Here is a 16,480-nt window from a genome sequence, read left to right as displayed (position 1 = left end):
GGGCGGCCGGCGTTGGGCTGATCGCGGCCTGATCAGCACCTGATCGGGTGGCACGCACCGACTGAGCGTCCGAGGATCCGATTGGACCGAGCTTGGATCAGTCATAGTCTGGTGGCGTGTCAGATTCGGATCGGCTGTACTTCCGGCAACTGCTCTCCGGTCGCGATTTCGCCGCCGGCGACATGATCGCCGCGCAAATGCGCAACTTCGCCTACCTGATCGGCGACCGCCAGACCGGCGACTGCGTGGTGGTGGACCCCGCGTACGCCGCCGGCGACCTCGTCGAGACGCTGGAAGCCGACGACATGCACCTGTCGGGGGTGTTGGTGACGCACCACCACCCGGACCATGTCGGCGGCTCGATGATGGGCTTCGAGCTCAAGGGGTTGGCCGAATTGCTGGAGCGGGCCAGCGTGCCGGTGCACGTGAACACCCATGAGGCATTGTGGGTTTCCCGGGTGACCGGAATTCCGATGAGTGACCTGACCACCCACGAACACCGCGACAAGGTCGCCGTCGGAGACATCGAGATCGAGTTGCTGCACACTCCGGGCCATACCCCGGGCAGTCAATGTTTCCTGCTCGATGGCCGGCTGGTGGCCGGTGACACGCTGTTCCTGGAGGGCTGCGGGCGCACCGACTTTCCCGGTGGGGATTCCGATGAGATCTACCGCAGCCTGCAACAGCTCGCCGCGCTTCCCGGCGATCCGACGGTATTTCCGGGGCACTGGTATTCGGCCGCACGCAGTGCCTCGCTCTCGGAGGTCAAGCGGTCGAACTATGTCTATCGCGCCGCCGACCTCGGTCAGTGGCGCATGTTGATGGGCGGCTGAGCAGCGGCGGACCCGGGTTGATCCCCGCCGGGTGCCCGCCGCCGCGATGCCAGGACCAAACCGAGGATCATGCTTACGCAATTTCGCTGCCGGATCGATGTGATGGTATAAGCGGATGGTGGATTCCATGGGGTGGGTCCAGAGCAGCTGGCATGGGGTCACCGACGTCGAGTCCGGCACCTGGTTCGCGGTGGCCGCGTGGGCCGCGCTGGCGCTCGGCGTTATCGCGCTGATCGTGATGAACTATCAGATTCGGCGAAATCGTGAACTGACGTTCGAGCAAACACGACCATATGTGTCGATGCTGATGGAGCCCCACGTTGCGGACTGGCACGTGATTGAACTCGTGGTCCGGAACTTCGGTCGCACCGCGGCCTACAACGTTCGGTTTTCGTTTCCCAATCCGCCGACCGTGGCCGAATATGAAAACGCCTCGGACGGTTACGCCGATGTCGTCGAATTGCAGCTGCCCCGGGAATTGCCGACGCTGGCGCCCGGTCAGGAATGGCGGATGGTGTGGGATTCGGCGCTCGACCGCGCCGAAATCGGCCATGGCGTCGAATCCCGTTTCGAGGGCATCGTGACCTACTACGACCGCCCCGAGCAGCCGCACGGGTGGCGGTTCTGGCGGCGCGGGCGGCGTCCTCTGGAGACGCAGGTGGTGCTGGACTGGGACGCTCTGCCGCCAGTTCAGCGGATCGAGCTGATGACGACCCACGATTTGGCGAAACGGGAAAAGCAGAAGCTGGAACTGTTACGCAGCCTGCTGACGTATTTCCACTATGCCAGCAAGGAAACGCGCCCCGACGTGTTTCGCAGCGAGATCGACCGGATCAACCGCGCCGTCCAGGAAACCCAGGACCGATGGCGAACCCGCCAACTCGACGAGCCCACCGACGTCAGCCTGCGCTGGGGTGACGCGGAAAGCGAGTTGGGCAAGCATCGCAGTCAGCGGGTCTGAGGGCGCGCTTGCGGACCGGGCAAGCGGCGCACGGCCATGGCGATCTGATTCAATCGACTTCCCTACCAAAGGAGTAACCATGAGCGGCCCGGTCACCTATACCCATGACGAAACCATCGCGGTGATCCGGATGGACGACGGCAAGGTCAACGTGATCGGCCCGGACATGCAGCGGGCACTCAACGAAGCAATAGACCAAGCCGACCGGGACAACGCCGGGGCGCTGGTCATCGCCGGCAATCACCGGGTGTTCAGCGGCGGCTTCGACCTCAAGGTCCTGACTTCCGGCGAGGTGCAGCCAGCAATCGACATGCTGCGCGGCGGGTTCGAGTTGGCCTACCGGCTGCTGTCCTATCCCAAGCCGGTGGTGATGGCCTGCACCGGTCATGCGATCGCGATGGGCGCGTTCCTGTTGTCCTCCGGCGACCACCGAATTGCCGCGCACGCGTACAACATTCAGGCCAATGAAGTCGCGATCGGCATGACCATTCCGTACGCCGCCCTGGAAATCCTGAAGCTGCGGCTGACTCCGTCGGCATACCAGCAAGCCGCCGGGCTGGCCAAGACATTCTTCGGCGAAACCGCGCTGGCGGCCGGCTTTATCGACGAGATCGCGTTGCCCGAAGTGGTGCTCAGCCGCGCCGAGGAAGCCGCGCATGAATTCGCCGGTCTCAATCAGCAAGCCCACGCCGCAACCAAATTGCGCGCCCGCGCCGACGCCCTGAAAGCCATGCGCGCCGCGATTGACGGAATAGAAGCCGAATTCGGCGTGTAACGGCGGTAAAGGCCGTCAACGGCCGTCAACGGCCGAAAAAGCCCGGCGTTTCGAATTTTCACCGCCGGGTAACTATTCGGAATGGTTACGCCGGACCGGATCGCCCAGCCATGGGGAACCAGGACCCCCTACGCAGCAGGCCAGGACTGGCCGCAGCGCATCGACCAGTTTCTCGCCGATGGGTTGAGCCCGGAGGCGGTGGACCGCTGGGTGCAGTCAGCGGCGGTGCTGCACTCCAACGGCGACGGTCTGGACATCGCCGTCAAGGACGGGCGCATCGTCGGCGTCCGGGGGCGTGCCGTCGACCGGGTGAACCACGGCCGGCTCGATCCCAAAGACCTGTTCGGCTGGCAGGCCAACGCATCGCCAGATCGCCTCACCACACCGCTGATCCGCCGTGACGGGCAGTTGCGGCCGTGTGACTGGGACACCGCCATGAACGCGATCGTGCGGCGTAGCCGCGAGCTGCTGGACAGCCACGGTCCCAGCGCCGTCGGTTTCTATACCTCCGGGCAACTGTTCCTCGAGGAGTACTACACCCAGGCCGTCATCGCGCATGGTGCGATCGGCACCAACCACGTCGACGGCAACACCCGGCTGTGCACCGCGACGGCCGCCGAGGCGTTGAAGGAGTCGTTCGGCTGCGACGGCCAGCCCGGTTCCTACACCGATGTCGACCACGCGGATGTCATTGCGCTGTACGGGCACAACGTGGCCGAGACGCAGACTGTGCTGTGGGCGCGGATGCTCGACCGGCTGGCCGGCGACACGCCGCCCGCCATCGTGTGCGTCGACCCCCGGCGCACCCCCGTGGCCCGGGAGGCCACGGTTCACCTGGCGCCGCTGCCAGGGACGAATGTGGCGCTGATGAACGGGCTGTTGCACGAAATCATCGAGCACGGCTGGCTCGACCGCGACTATATTGACGCACACACGGTCGGTTTCGAGGAGTTGCGCAGTCGGGTGGCGGAGTTCCCGCCGCAGCACACCGCCGAGATCTGCGGAGTCGAAGCCGACGACATCCGCCGCGCGGCAAGGCTTCTCGGCACGGCAGAGCGGCTGCTGTCCACGGTGTTGCAGGGCTTCTACCAGTCCCATCAAGCCACCGCGGCAGCGGTGCAGGTCAACAACATTCACTTGGTGCGCGGCATGCTGGGCAAGCCGGGTTGCGGAATCTTACAGATGAACGGGCAACCGACGGCCGAGAACACCCGCGAGTGCGGCGCCGACGGGGACTTGCCCGGCTTCCGCAACTGGTCCAACGACGACCACATTGCCGACTTGGCGCGGGTATGGAACCTTGAGCCACAACAGATCCCGCACTATGCACCGCCCACGCACGCGATGCAGATGTTTCGCTTCGCCGAAGAAGGCACGCTTCGGATGCTGTGGGTGACCGCCACCAATCCGGCGGTGTCGCTGCCGGAGCTCTCCCGGATCCGCGATATCTTGGCCCAGAAGCGCCTGTTCCTGGTCGTCGAAGACATCTTCATGACGGAGACGGCCGAGCTGGCCGACGTGGTGTTGCCCGCCGCGGCATGGGGCGAGAAGACGGGAACATTCACCAATACCGACCGCACCGTGCACTTGTCCGAAAAGGCGGTCGAGCCACCAGGTTCCGCGCGCAGCGACCTGGACATCTTTCTCGACTATGCGCGGCGCATGGACTTTCGCGACAAGGACGGCCAACCGCTGTTGTGGTGGAACGATCCCGAATCGGCGTTCGAGGCATGGAAGAAATGCAGCGCCGGGCGGCCCTGCGACTACACCGGCCTGAGCTACGACAAGCTGCGCGGCGGCAGTGGCATCCAATGGCCCTGTAACACAGAGCATCCCGATGGCACCGAACGGCTGTATACGGACGGCGAATTCTGGGCCATGCCCGACTACTGCGAGGCCTACGGCAAAGACCTGATCACCGGCGCTCCGCTCGAGCCCACCGAATACCGCGCAATGAACGCCTACGGCAAAGCGATTATCAAAGCGGCCGAATATGTTTCGCCGCACGAGCCGACCACTGCCGACTTCCCATTCGCATTGATCACCGGACGCACCCTGTACCATTTCCACACTCGAACCAAAACGGCTCGGGCACAACAACTTCAAAATGCTGCACCCGAAGTGTGGGTGGAAGTCTCACAGCGCGACGCAGCCCGCTCGGGCATCGCCGAGGGCGATATCGTCGAGGTGAGCACCCCGCGCGGCGGCATCCGCTGCGCCGCGCGGATCAGTGGCATCCGCGACGGCGTGTTGTTCGTGCCGTTCCATTACGGCTACTGGGACGCCGGGAGCGACCATGACCATCAGCGGGCCGCCAACGAGCTCACCCTGACCGATTGGGATCCGGTATCCAAACAACCGATCTACAAGACGGCGGCCTCAAGACTGCGGCGACTGCGCGCCGGAACCGGTGGTGCCGCATATGCGCCGACCACGGCGGCGTCGGCACCGGTCGACGGCACGGTGCCCGATACGGTGGGCGGAGCAGCGGCCCGCGCAGCCGAGGCCCTGGTCAGTGGAGGTGCGTCGTGAAGCTCAAGCTCGCCATTCGCGAATTGCACCGCTCGGAACGCAAACTCGCCCACCGACTCAACGTGATGGCCGCCCGCCACCGCAGCGACCAGGACATCTATCACCTGGCGCACGACCAGGCCGGCTGGTCGCGGCATCACCTCGAAGAGCTGGCCAGCCACGGCCGCCACTACGGGTTGCGCCTGTCCGCCGATCCACGCACCCGCGCGCTGACCGGCTTCGTGCAGACGCGGATGAGCGCCATGCTGCGCCACCGCCCGCAACCGGCCCTGTTGCTACTGGCCGATCTGCGCCGAATACACCGGATCGCCGCCGGGGCATCCCTGGACTGGGAGCTGCTGGGTCAGGCCGCGCAGGCCGCCAAGGATCTGGAGTTACTGGACCTGACGGCGCGCTGCCATCCGGAGACCCTGCGCCAGATGCGCTGGGCCAATGCGATGCTCAAGGAGCTTTCACCACAGGTGCTCACCAGCTGAGCTGGTCAGGGTGACCGGTCGGTAGAAGAACGGAATCGACATCGACGCCCGTACCGCGTCAGCTAGTCCCACGGCAATCGGACCTGCTGCACGGTCGTCACGTCGGTCGCGTTGACCACCACCTTAGCGCCGCTCTTTGAGCAGGTGGTCGCCGTCGAGCGCGAGATCACCAAACGTGATCGCCCCCAGGTTCTTCAGCTCACTGCGAATCCAGTCGTATGCGAAATCGCCACGGCACAAACCGGTATCCCGCATCAGACCCCACGCCCGACCGAGGATGGGAAACGCGCGGCGTCACGCCATTTGCGCAGTAGTACCGAAAGCGCGAGCTCTTTGACCTCGGCACTGGTCAGCGGGTCGCCGTTGAGCGCGGCCGTAAGGATCGCCCCGACCACCGAGCCACCAGAGACGCCCGCCACCCTGGGGAACGAATATCCGGCGTCCATGAGCGCGACAATAGCGCCCACCAAGCCGATGAATTTGACGGCTCCGCCCGAGAGTATGAGGTCGGCCCGCAGCGACCGGGCTACCGCCGCGTCATTGGTCATCAGCCGAAATCCATTGATAGGGGAGGAATTTTCCGTCGAACGTCACCACCACGCGGTCGCCCGAGGAATGTGGCTTCTTGTGCACGTCGACGCTGAAGTTGATCGCGCTCATGATGCCGTCGCCGAACTTCTCGTGGATCAGTTCCTTGATCGCGCCACCGTAGACCTGCAGCGCTTCGTAGAAGCGGTAGATGGTGGGGTCGGTGGGCACCGCGGTCGGCAGACCGCCGCGCATCGGCGGGGCAGCCAGGATCGGCACCGCGGAGTCGTCCAGGCCCAGCATCTCGATCAAGACCTTGCCGAGTTCGGCGGGAATGGGGTGCTGTCCAAGCAGCGCCGCCGTCGTCCACGCCACCGGCCTGGCGACGGCGTCGGCCAGCTGCTGCCAGCTGAGCCCCTTCGCCATGCGAGCTACGACGATCTGTTCGGTGATCTGGTTTCTGTTCATCACCCCAGGATGCACGGCCGCCGTCGGTCACAGTGTCCTTGGTGGTCGACACCGGCGAAAGGGCCGCCGATCGCGGTTGCGCGCCGGCACCCGCATTTTGGCGTCCGGCGCCCACCAGCGCGCCGTCGGCGGCTATGGTGGCCCGCAATGGCACTTCATCTCCACCGTGCCGAGCGCACCGACCACCTTGCCGACGGACTCGGCGCCCTGCTGGCCGATCCGCTGCCCGACCCGTTCGCATCGGAGCTGGTGCTGGTCGCGGCCCGCGGCATGGAACGCTGGTTGAGCCAGCGTCTGGCCCATCTACTGGGCAGCCGCGGCGGCCCGAACGGCGACGGGGTGTGTGCCGGCATCGCATTCCGAAGTCCGCAGTCGTTGATCGCCGAGATCACCGGGGCCGCCGACGCCGATCCGTGGTCCCCCGAGGCCATGACGTGGCCGCTGCTGGAGGTGATCGACGCCGGCCTGGACGAGCCGTGGTGCCGCCCACTGGCAACTCACCTGGGCCACTTCGACACCGACGCCGTGGAGGCCGAGCTGCGTTGTGCCCGCCGCTATTCGGTGGCGCGCCGCCTGGCCGGGCTGTTCGCCTCCTACGCCCGGCAGCGTCCCGGGCTGCTGGCCGGCTGGCTCGACGGGCAGCTCGGCGACGTGGACGCCGACCTGGCATGGCAGGCCGAATTGTGGCGAGCGCTGGTAGCCGCGGTCCCGGCCGATCCGCCGCACCTGCGGCATCGCGACACCGTCGCCCGGCTGAGCGAGGGCCCGGCCGATCTGCCCGCGCGGCTGTCGCTTTTCGGGCACACCCGCTTGGCGTGCACCGACGTGGAACTGCTCGGCGCACTGGGCGCGCATCACGATCTGCACCTGTGGCTGCCGCACCCCAGCGACGATCTTTGGCAAACGCTCGCCGGTGTCCACGGCGCGGTGCCGCGACGCCAGGACACCAGTGAGGGCGCCGCCAGGCATCCGCTGCTGCAAACCCTGGGGCGCGATCTGCGCGAGCTGCAGCGCGCGCTGCCGACAGCTCCGGCGAGCGACGAATTCCTCTGCGGTGCAACAAGACCCGATACGCTGCTGGGCTGGCTGCAAGCCGACATCGCCGCCAACGCAACCCGGCCGGACGGGCGGCGACTTGTCGTCGGCGACCGGTCGGTACAGGTCCATGCGTGTCACGGGCCGGCCAGACAGGTCGACGTGCTGCGGGAAGTGCTGTTGGGCCTGCTCGACGACGACCCGGCCCTGGAGCCGCGCGACATCGTGGTGATGTGTCCCGATATCGAGACCTACGCGCCGCTGATCGTGGCCGGCTTCGGGCTGGGTGAGGTAGCCGCCGCCGCGCATCCCGCGCACCGGCTGCGGGTCCGGCTCGCCGACCGCGCGCTCACCCAGACCAACCCGCTGCTCGGGGTCGCCGCCGAACTGCTCGGCATTGCGGCTAGCCGCGCCACCGCCACCCAGGTGCTCAACCTCGCGCAGGACGCGGCGGTGCGCGCCCGCTTCGGTTTCACCGACGACGATCTCGACGTGATCACCGACTGGGTGCGCCAGTCCAACATCCGCTGGGGATTCGACCCGCGACATCGCCGGCCGTACGGGCTGGACCATTTCCTGCACAACACCTGGCGGTTCGGCATCGACCGCATCCTCACCGGTGTGGCCATGTCGGACGACTCGCGGGCGTGGCTGGACACCGCGCTGCCCCTCGACGACGTCGGCAGCAACCGAGTCGAGCTGGCCGGCCGGCTGGCCGAGTACGTCGCGCGGCTGCATCACGCCGTTCAGCGACTCAGTGGCGCAATGCCGTTGACCGACTGGCTGGATGCGTTGACGGACGGGGTCACCCTGCTCACCCGCTGCGGCGACGATTGGCAGCAGGCGCAGCTGCAGCGCGAATTCGCCGGCGTCCGTGCGCAAGCCGGCCCGCGTGCGGCCACCCTGCTGCGGCTGCCCGACGTGCATGCGCTGCTGGGCGAACACCTGGCCGGACGTCCCACGCGAGCCAACTTCCGCACCGGCACCCTGACCGTGTGCACCATGGTGCCGATGCGGTCCGTGCCGCATCGGGTGGTGTGCCTGCTCGGCCTCGACGACGGAATCTTCCCGCGGCACAGCGCGCCCGACGGCGACGACGTGCTGGCACGTGCACCGATGACCGGTGAGCGTGACATCCGCTCCGAGGATCGCCAGTTGCTGCTCGACGCGATCGGTTCGGCCACCGAGACATTGGTAATCACCTTCACCGGCGCCGACGAACACACCGGCCAGCTGCGTCCGCCGGCCGTGCCGCTCGCCGAGCTGCTGGACACGCTGGATCGCACGACGTCGGCGCCGGTTCGCCCGCAGATTCTCACCAGACATCCGCTGCAACCCTTCGACCGTAGGAACGTCACGCCCGGCGCACTGGTCCCCGCCACACCGTTCACCTTTGATCCCGCTGCGCTGGCGGCCGCCGAGGCGGCCGCCGGAACACGCTGCACACCATGGGATTTTGTCAGCGATCGGCTGCCCGAGCCGCCCATCACCGACGTGGCGCTGGCCGATCTGCTCGACTTCTTCAAGAACCCCGTCAAAGGATTCTTCCGCACGCTCGACGTCACCCTGCCCTGGGACGTCGACACCGTCGAGGACGAAATGCCCGTCGAGATCGACGCACTGACGGCCTGGACGGTCGGTGACCGGATGCTGCGCGACATCCTGCGCGGCATGCATCCGGAGGCGGCAGCCAACGCCGAATGGCGACGCGGGACATTGCCGCCCGGGCGGCTGGGCGTTCGCAAGGCGAAGGAAATCCTCACGTGTGCAAGCGACCTCGCCAAAGCCGCGCTGCCGTACCTGGCCGTCGACGGCGACGCCTACGACGTCGATATCGATCTGGGCGCCGGACGCCGGCTCACCGGAACCGTCGCACCCGTGTATGGCCAGCGCCTGGTGTCGGTGACGTACTCGAAGCTGGCCGCCAAGCAGGTGCTGACATCCTGGATCGGGTTGGTCGCTCTCGCGGCCGACCGGCCGGGCCGCGATTGGACAGCCGTGTGCATGGGCCGCGGAACCAGCAGGAACCGCACCGCCACGCGGCTATTGGCGCCGCCGTCGGCCCCGGTCGCCGTCCTGCGCGACCTGGTGTCGCTGTACGACGCGGGCCGGCGCGAGCCGTTACCGCTGCCGCTGAAAACGTCCTACGCGTGGGCGCAGGCACGCCGTGACGGCGACGACCCGATCGCTGCTGCGCGAGAAAGGTGGGAATCCAACAGGTTTCGCGACGGCGACGACGGAGAGCCCGCGCATGTGCGGGTGTGGGGCGACAACGCGTCGTTCGGGGTGCTGCTAGGCCCGCCCCGTCCGGGCGAAGAGATGCCCGGCGAGCACACCCGACTGGGGGCGTTGGCGGCCCGGTTGTGGCTGCCGCTGTTAGGCGCCGAGGGGGCCGGCTGATGGAGCACTTCGACCTGCTGGGTCCACTGCCGCAGCGTGGCGCCACCGTCGTGCTGGAGGCCAGCGCGGGCACCGGCAAGACATTCGCGCTGGCCGGCCTGGTCAGCCGCTACCTCGCCGAGACCGACGTCCCCCTCGACGAGATGCTGCTGATCACGTTCAACCGAGCGGCCAGCCGCGAGCTTCGCGAACGCGTCCGCGACCAGATCGTGCAGGCGGTGGCGGCCCTCGACGGCCGGGTACCGCCCGGTACTGAATTGGTCAGGCACCTGTGGTGCGACGAGACCGCCCGCGCCGGGCGGCTAGCCCGGCTGCGTGCGGCGCTGGCCAACTTCGACGCGGCCACCATCGCCACCACGCACGAGTTCTGCGGCTCGGTGCTGCGATCGCTTGGTGTGGCCGGTGATACCGACTCCGGCTTCACCTTGCGGGAGAGCCTTGACGAGCTGGTGGCCGAGATCGTCGACGATCTTTACCTGGCGCACTTCGCCAACAGCGGCACCGATCCGGTGCTGACGTACGAACAGGCACTCGATTTGGCCCGCAGCGTCGTCGCCGATCCGTATGCGCAGCGGCGCCCGCTAGATCCCGACCCGGACAGCGCCGCCGCTGTCCGGTTGAACTTCGCCGAACGGGTGCTCGACGAGTTGGACCGGCGCAAGCGCCGGCTGCGCATTCTGGGTTACGACGACTTGCTGCTGCGGCTGTCGGAAGCCCTAACAGCAGTGGACTCACCGGCTCGCGACCGGATGCGGCGCCGGTGGCGAATCGTGTTGGTGGACGAGTTCCAGGACACCGACCCGGTCCAGTGGCAGGTCCTCGAGCGTGCCTTTCGCGGCGAGTCGGCGCTGATCTTGATCGGTGACCCGAAGCAGGCCATCTACGGCTTCCGCGGCGGCGACATCTACACCTACCTCAAGGCGGCGCGCGCGGCCGACGCCCGATACACGCTGGGAGTCAACTGGCGCAGTGACGGGGTGCTTGTCGAGAGCCTGCAGAAGGTGCTGCGGGGTGCCGCACTGGGCCATCCCGAGATCGTGGTGCACGACATCCAGGCGCACCACGACGGACACCGGCTGGCGGGGGCGCCGCACGGTGCGCCGTTTCGGCTGCGCGTCGTCAAGCGGTCCGCCGTCGGCTACGGCGGTACCGCTAATGTTCCAATCAAATTGTTACGCAACCACATTCCTGCAGACCTGGCCGGCGACATCGCATCCTTGCTGTCCAGCGGCGCCAGCTTTGCCGGCCGGCCGGTCGCGGCCGGGGACATCGCGGTGATCGTCGAGCAGCACCGCGACGCGCGGGCCTGCCGGGATGCCTTGGCGAAGGCCGGTATTCCGGCGGTCTACACCGGCGATACGGATGTGTTCGCATCCCGGGCGGCCAAAGACTGGCTGTGCCTGCTGGAGGCGTTCGACGCGCCGCAGCGCACTGGGCTGGTCCGCGCCGCCGCCTGCACCATGTTCTTCGGCGAGACCGCGGAAACGCTCGCCGCTGAGGGTGACACGCTGACCGACCGGGTTGCCGCGACGCTGCGCGAGTGGACGGACCAGGCCCGGCACCGGGGTGCGGCAGCGGTGTTCGAGGCCGCGCAGCTGGGCGGCATGGCGCGCCGGGTGCTGGGGCAGCGCGGCGGCGAGCGCCACATGACCGACCTCGCGCATATCGGGCAGCTGTTGCACGAAGCGGCCCATCGGCAACGATACGGCCTTGGGGCCCTGCGTGATTGGTTGCGCGGGCGATGCGACGAAACCGCCCGTGCCAACGAGCAGAACCGGCGTCTGGACAGCGACGCCGCAGCGGTCCAGATCATGACGGTGTTCGTGGCCAAAGGTCTGCAGTTTCCGATCGTCTACCTACCGTTCCTGTTCAACCGCAACGTGCGGCGTGACGACGTCCTGCTGTATCACGACGACACCGATACCCGCTGCCTCTACCTCGGCGGCGAGAAGAACCGATCTGTGGAGGAGCTGAATCGCAAGGAGGCCGCGCGCGACAACGTCCGGCTGACCTATGTTGCTCTTACCCGGGCGCAGTCTCAGGTGGTGGCCTGGTGGGCTCCCACCGTCGACGAGGTCAACGGCGGCCTGTCGCGGATACTGCGCGGTCGTGGCAGCGTTGATCCAGCGGTGCCGGACAAGTGCACACCCCGTATCTCCGACGACGACGCGTGGGCGGTGTTCACGCGCTGGCAGGAAGCCGGCGGACCCTCGGTCGAGGAATCGACGATTGTCTCCCCCGCCGCCGTCGAAACAGCCTCGCCGGCTGACGGTTTCGCGGTCCGGCATTTCCACCGCCGGATCGACACCAGCTGGCGGCGCACGTCGTATTCGGCGCTGGTGCGCGCCGCTGAAGAGGTCGCGCCGGCCGGCGTGACCAGCGAGCCGGAGGTCGCCGTGCGCGACGACGAGGTGGCCGCGGTGGTCGTGGCCGAGCCCGGTTCGGGTGCCGACCTCTACTCCCCGCTGGCGGCCATGCCGTCCGGCGCGGCATTCGGATCGCTGGTACATGCGGTGCTGGAAACGGCCGATCCGCAGGCGACCGACTTGACCGCCGAACTCGAGGCGCAGGTGCGACGGCATGCGCCGTGGTGGCCGGTCGATGCCGATGCCGCCGAACTGGCTACGGCGCTGGTGCCGATGCACGATTCGCCGCTGGGTCCGCTGGCCGACGGCTTGACGTTGCGCGGTGTCGGTGTGCGGGATCGGCTGCGGGAGCTAGACTTCGAGATACCGCTGGCGGGCGGAGATCTGCGGGACCGCGCGCCGCGGGTGTCTCGGGTGTCTTTGTCGGACGTGGGCGAGCTGCTGCGGTTGCACCTGCCGCGCAGTGATCCGTTTTCGTCCTATGCCGACCGGTTGACGTCGCCGGGCTTGGGCGGTCAGTCGTTGCGGGGGTATCTGTCCGGGTCGATAGACGTGGTGCTGCGGTTGCCGCAGCAGCGCTACCTGGTAGTGGACTACAAGACCAACCACTTGGGTCCCACCGCCGCCGACTACGGTGTGGCCCGCCTGACCGAGGCCATGCTGCATTCTGACTATCCGTTGCAGGCGCTGCTGTATGTGGTTGTGCTGCATAGGTTTCTGCGATGGCGCTTGTCCGGGTACGATCCGGCGCGGCATCTGGGCGGGGTGCTGTATCTGTTCGTGCGGGGCATGTGTGGTGTCACCACGCCGATCTGGGACGGGCACCCGGCCGGTGTGTTCGGCTGGGGCGCACCTGCCGACTTGGTGGTGGCACTGTCGGACCTACTGGAAGACGGGGTACCTCCCGAATGAGCGTTGCCGACGTCGAGACCGCCATCACCGCAGCGGGACTGCTGCGCAGCTTCAACGACGCCGGAGTACTCGATGTTGCGGACGTCCACGTCGCACAGCGGCTTTGCGCGCTGGGTAAGGAGACAGACGACCGGGTGGCGTTGGCCGTGGCGCTGGCGGTGCGGGCACTGCGGGCCGGCTCGGTGTGCGTCGACTTGTCGACCATCGCGGGGATTTCCGACGACGCACCGTGGCCGAAACTGCGGCAGTGGCTGGCCGCCGTGAGTGCCAGCACGTTGCTGACCGATCCGGCGGTGCTGCATCTCTACGACGGCCGGCTGCTCTACCTCGACCGGTACTGGCGCGAGGAGCAGCAGGTGTGTGATGACCTGCTGGCCCTGCTGGCTCGCCGGTCGACAGTCCACATGCCGGCCCTCGAGCGACTTTTCCCGTCCGACTACCGCGAGCAGCGCGCCGCAGCGGAAATCGCGCTCGCGCAAGGGGTCACGGTGCTCACCGGTGGGCCGGGGACCGGCAAGACCACCACGGTCGCGCGATTGCTGGCCCTGCTGGCCGAACAGGCGGAGCTGGCCGGCCGGTCGCGGCCCCGCATCGCGCTGGCCGCACCGACCGGCAAGGCGGCGGCGCGGCTGGCCGAGGCGGTACACCACGAGGTGGCTCGTCTCGATGCCGCAGATCGCCTGAGAGTCGGCCAGTTGCAAGCGGTTACGCTGCATCGCCTGCTCGGCAGCAGGCCCGACACATCGTCGCGGTTTCGGCACGACCGCGGTAATCGATTGCCCCACGATGTGATCGTGGTCGACGAGACGTCAATGGTGTCGCTGACCCTGATGGCGCGGCTACTGGAAGCGGTGCGTCCCGGCGCACGACTGATCCTGGTCGGTGATGCCGACCAGCTAGCGTCGGTGGAAGCCGGCGCGGTGCTGGCGGACCTGGTGGACGGGCTCGCGGCGCGCGACGACGTGCGGGTGGCGGCGCTGCGAACGCCGCACCGGTTCGGCAAAGTGATTGGGACACTCGCCGATGCGATTCGCAACGGCGACACCGACCAGGTGCTCACCGCGCTGCGATCGGGTGACGAGCACATCGAGTTCGTCGACGACGATGACCCGACGCCCCGGTTGCGGGCGGTCTTGGTGCCGCACGCGTTGCGGCTGCGGCAGGCGGCGCTGCTGGGAGCCGTGGGCCAGGCGCTGGCCACGCTGGAGGAGCACCGGATGCTGTGCGCGCACCGGCGCGGACCCTTTGGTGTCGCGCATTGGAACCGGCAGGTGGAGACGTGGCTGGCCGAAGAGACGGGCCAGCCGCCCTGGTCGCAGTGGTACGCCGGGCGGCCGCTGCTGGTGACGGCGAACGACTACGGGCTGCGGGTGTACAACGGCGACACCGGTGTGGCCGTCGCGGGCGCGGACGGCCTGCGCGCCGTCCTGGCCGGTACCGCCGGGCCACTCGACTTCGCGACGGGCCGGCTGTCCGACGTCGAGACCATGCACGCCATGACCATCCACAAGAGTCAGGGCAGCCAAGCCGATGAGGTGACGGTGCTACTGCCGGGCCAAGATTCACGATTACTGACGCGAGAGCTCTTCTACACCGCGGTCACCCGGGCCAAGCAGAAGGTGCGCGTCGTGGGCTCCGAGGATTCGGTGCGGGCCGCGGTCGAGCGACGTGCGGTGCGGGCGACGGGACTGCGAATGCGCCTGCAAAGTTGGTGATTTCGAGGGCGGATGGCTGTGCACGCCGTCCCACCCGCGCAATGCCCGCCAGGCAGTGATAGCTGCCCCGGAAATACGGCTGAATGCAGCCCCGTCGGTTGTCAATGGTGCACCAGCGCTCTTGGTCAAAATGGTGGTGGCTTGTTGCGTTCGGCGACGTGGGTATCGTTGAGTGCCCGTTCGCATTTGATGCGGCGGGCGACCTCGGCGGCTCGGGTGCGTTGCCGCTGCGGCATCATCACGCCGCGGTCACCGATAGTAGTTGCGGGTGTTGGTGTTGGGGGCAATTCGGCGGTGGTGGTGTTCCAGGCGGGAAAGAAGATCCGGCTGCCCGGGCGGGTGGTGTAGGTCCGCCCGTTGGGCGCAGTCCAGATCACCGTGCCGTCGGGCAGCTGCACATCACGCCAGGCCGTCCAGAACGTTTTCAACAGGTGGTGTTTTCGACACGCACACTTGAGGTTTGACGGATGTGTGGGCCCCAACGGCCAGGGCACCGTATGGTCGATGTCACAGAATTCGGCGGGCACGTCACATCCGGGGAATCGGCACGTCAAATCGCGGATGCGGATGAACTCCGCCAGCTTGGCCGACGGTCGGTGGTGCGGCTCTAACCCAAGGCCGCCGGGTTGGCGCACGGGGCTGATGGTGGCCCCGCCGCGGATCAACTCGGCCAGCAGCGGCGCAGGCACCACACCCCCGCTGGCAATCAACGCGGCCGGCGGCGTGACCGATGACGCGGCGGGCTGATCGGGTTCGGGGTCCGGCGCCAACGCCTCGGCCAGCGTCATCTCCGGAGTGATGGGCCGCGATGGGGGCGCCTCACCCGACAGGTGCGGGTCAGTTCCAGCATCCAGCGCGCAGGACTCGGCGACGACGTGGATGACCACGCCGCTGGCCCGCTCGTTAGTGGCGCCGGCACCGCGGGGGCAGGCGGCGTGACCGCACCCGCACACCAGGTGTTCGGCGCCCGCGGCCAATGCGCCCAGCGCATCGGCGCGGCGCTGAGCCAGGGTGCGCGGGTCGTCGTCGCACACCCCGTGGGCCATCTGTTTCAGCCGCCGATCCAGCATCGCGGCGTCGGTGGCATATAGCCGGCCCCACAACGCGGCGGTGCCCACGTCGTCATCGGGCTCACCGAAGCACACGTCGCGGCTGCGGGCCGCCGCGCGGGTGCGCCGCAGCGCACCGGGGTCGTAGCGATCAACCCACCCGTCGATGGCCTGCTCCAATTTAGACGCCGACAACGGCCCCCACGAGCCGACGTGTTCGGCCACCGCGGCATCGACGAGTCGCTGCGCCTCGGGGTCGCGGACCAGGTAGGTGCGCCACGCGATGACCGACATCAACCGCGCACTAAGCCTCGATCCACGGATGGACGTTGTGGCGTGAATTGTTGATTTTTGATCTTGATTTGTGGCGTGGTAGGGATGCGACGACCGCTGGTCTGCCCAGCTTTTCCTGTTGGCTTCCGGTCGTCGG

General features: G+C 67.6%; 10 protein-coding genes and 1 pseudogene. 8 read left to right on the top strand and 3 right to left on the bottom strand.

All coding sequences use genetic code 11. The annotated features are described in order from the left end of the window. The first annotated feature begins 116 nt into the window (after positions 1-116). The 5 genes from EET13_RS04580 (at position 117) to EET13_RS04560 (ending at position 5,577) form a co-directional block, all read left to right on the top strand. Positions 117-833, top strand: coding sequence for an MBL fold metallo-hydrolase (locus EET13_RS04580; RefSeq protein WP_122441188.1), 717 nt, complete (start codon positions 117-119; stop codon positions 831-833). A gap of 115 nt (positions 834-948) precedes the next feature. Beyond that, positions 949-1,794, top strand: a complete 846-nt coding sequence (locus EET13_RS04575) for a hypothetical protein (protein WP_122441187.1) — start codon at positions 949-951, stop codon at positions 1,792-1,794. Positions 1,795-1,873: 79 nt separating this feature from the next. Continuing rightward, complete coding sequence (locus tag EET13_RS04570) at positions 1,874-2,569, top strand: crotonase/enoyl-CoA hydratase family protein (RefSeq protein WP_122441186.1); 696 nt, start codon at positions 1,874-1,876, stop codon at positions 2,567-2,569. An 81-nt stretch (positions 2,570-2,650) separates the two neighbouring features. Next, on the top strand, positions 2,651-5,101 hold the full coding sequence (locus EET13_RS04565) for a molybdopterin oxidoreductase family protein (protein ID WP_122441185.1): 2,451 nt from the start codon (positions 2,651-2,653) through the stop codon (positions 5,099-5,101). After that, the gene (locus tag EET13_RS04560; RefSeq protein ID WP_122441184.1) at positions 5,098-5,577 is read left to right on the top strand and encodes a hypothetical protein; all 480 of its coding nucleotides are present in this window, start codon (positions 5,098-5,100) and stop codon (positions 5,575-5,577) included. The genes EET13_RS04565 and EET13_RS04560 overlap by 4 nt, the downstream gene beginning before the upstream one ends. Here EET13_RS04560 and EET13_RS31180 read toward each other — a convergent pair. Together EET13_RS31180 and cynS are read right to left on the bottom strand one after the other, a co-directional pair. Next, a pseudogene (locus tag EET13_RS31180) lies at positions 5,569-6,125 on the bottom strand (patatin-like phospholipase family protein); the annotation flags it as partial. The gene EET13_RS04560 and the pseudogene EET13_RS31180 overlap by 9 nt on opposite strands. Then, a complete protein-coding gene (gene cynS, locus EET13_RS04550; protein WP_122441183.1) occupies positions 6,115-6,573 on the bottom strand; it encodes a cyanase in 459 nt (152 codons plus the stop codon). The pseudogene EET13_RS31180 and the gene cynS, both read right to left, overlap by 11 nt. Positions 6,574-6,720: 147 nt before the next feature. Between cynS and recC the strand changes: the two genes are divergently transcribed. From recC to recD, 3 genes are read left to right on the top strand one after another with little or no spacing between them, the layout of a single operon-like run. Further along, positions 6,721-10,008 (top strand): exodeoxyribonuclease V subunit gamma, encoded by a 3,288-nt coding sequence (gene recC, locus EET13_RS04545; protein WP_122441182.1) that lies wholly within the window; start codon positions 6,721-6,723, stop codon positions 10,006-10,008. After that, positions 10,008-13,286, top strand: coding sequence for an exodeoxyribonuclease V subunit beta (gene recB, locus EET13_RS04540; protein ID WP_122441181.1), 3,279 nt, complete (start codon positions 10,008-10,010; stop codon positions 13,284-13,286). The genes recC and recB overlap by 1 nt, the downstream gene beginning before the upstream one ends. Continuing rightward, on the top strand, positions 13,283-15,001 hold the full coding sequence (gene recD / locus EET13_RS04535) for an exodeoxyribonuclease V subunit alpha (protein ID WP_122441180.1): 1,719 nt from the start codon (positions 13,283-13,285) through the stop codon (positions 14,999-15,001). The genes recB and recD overlap by 4 nt, the downstream gene beginning before the upstream one ends. Positions 15,002-15,126: 125 nt before the next feature. On the opposite strand, the gene EET13_RS04530 is transcribed toward recD, so the two are convergent. Then, the gene (locus EET13_RS04530; RefSeq protein ID WP_280177861.1) at positions 15,127-16,374 is read right to left on the bottom strand and encodes an HNH endonuclease signature motif containing protein; all 1,248 of its coding nucleotides are present in this window, start codon (positions 16,372-16,374) and stop codon (positions 15,127-15,129) included. Positions 16,375-16,480 lie beyond the last annotated feature (106 nt).

Source organism: Mycobacterium attenuatum, assembly GCF_900566085.1.
Taxonomy (GTDB): domain Bacteria; phylum Actinomycetota; class Actinomycetes; order Mycobacteriales; family Mycobacteriaceae; genus Mycobacterium; species Mycobacterium attenuatum.
The sequence above is the reverse complement of the archived record's forward strand: the minus strand, read 5'-3'. Positions and strand labels throughout refer to the sequence as shown.

Excerpts from the sequence above, each read along its gene's own strand:
- EET13_RS04575 (WP_122441187.1), top strand. The coding sequence starts at position 949 with ATGGTGGATTCCATGGGGTGGGTCCAGAGCAGCTGGCATGGGGTCACC.
- recD (WP_122441180.1), top strand. The coding sequence starts at position 13,283 with ATGAGCGTTGCCGACGTCGAGACCGCCATCACCGCAGCGGGACTGCTG.
- recB (WP_122441181.1), top strand. The coding sequence starts at position 10,008 with ATGGAGCACTTCGACCTGCTGGGTCCACTGCCGCAGCGTGGCGCCACC.
- EET13_RS04565 (WP_122441185.1), top strand. The coding sequence starts at position 2,651 with ATGGTTACGCCGGACCGGATCGCCCAGCCATGGGGAACCAGGACCCCC.
- cynS (WP_122441183.1), bottom strand. The coding sequence starts at position 6,573 with ATGAACAGAAACCAGATCACCGAACAGATCGTCGTAGCTCGCATGGCG.
- EET13_RS04570 (WP_122441186.1), top strand. The coding sequence starts at position 1,874 with ATGAGCGGCCCGGTCACCTATACCCATGACGAAACCATCGCGGTGATC.
- recC (WP_122441182.1), top strand. The coding sequence starts at position 6,721 with ATGGCACTTCATCTCCACCGTGCCGAGCGCACCGACCACCTTGCCGAC.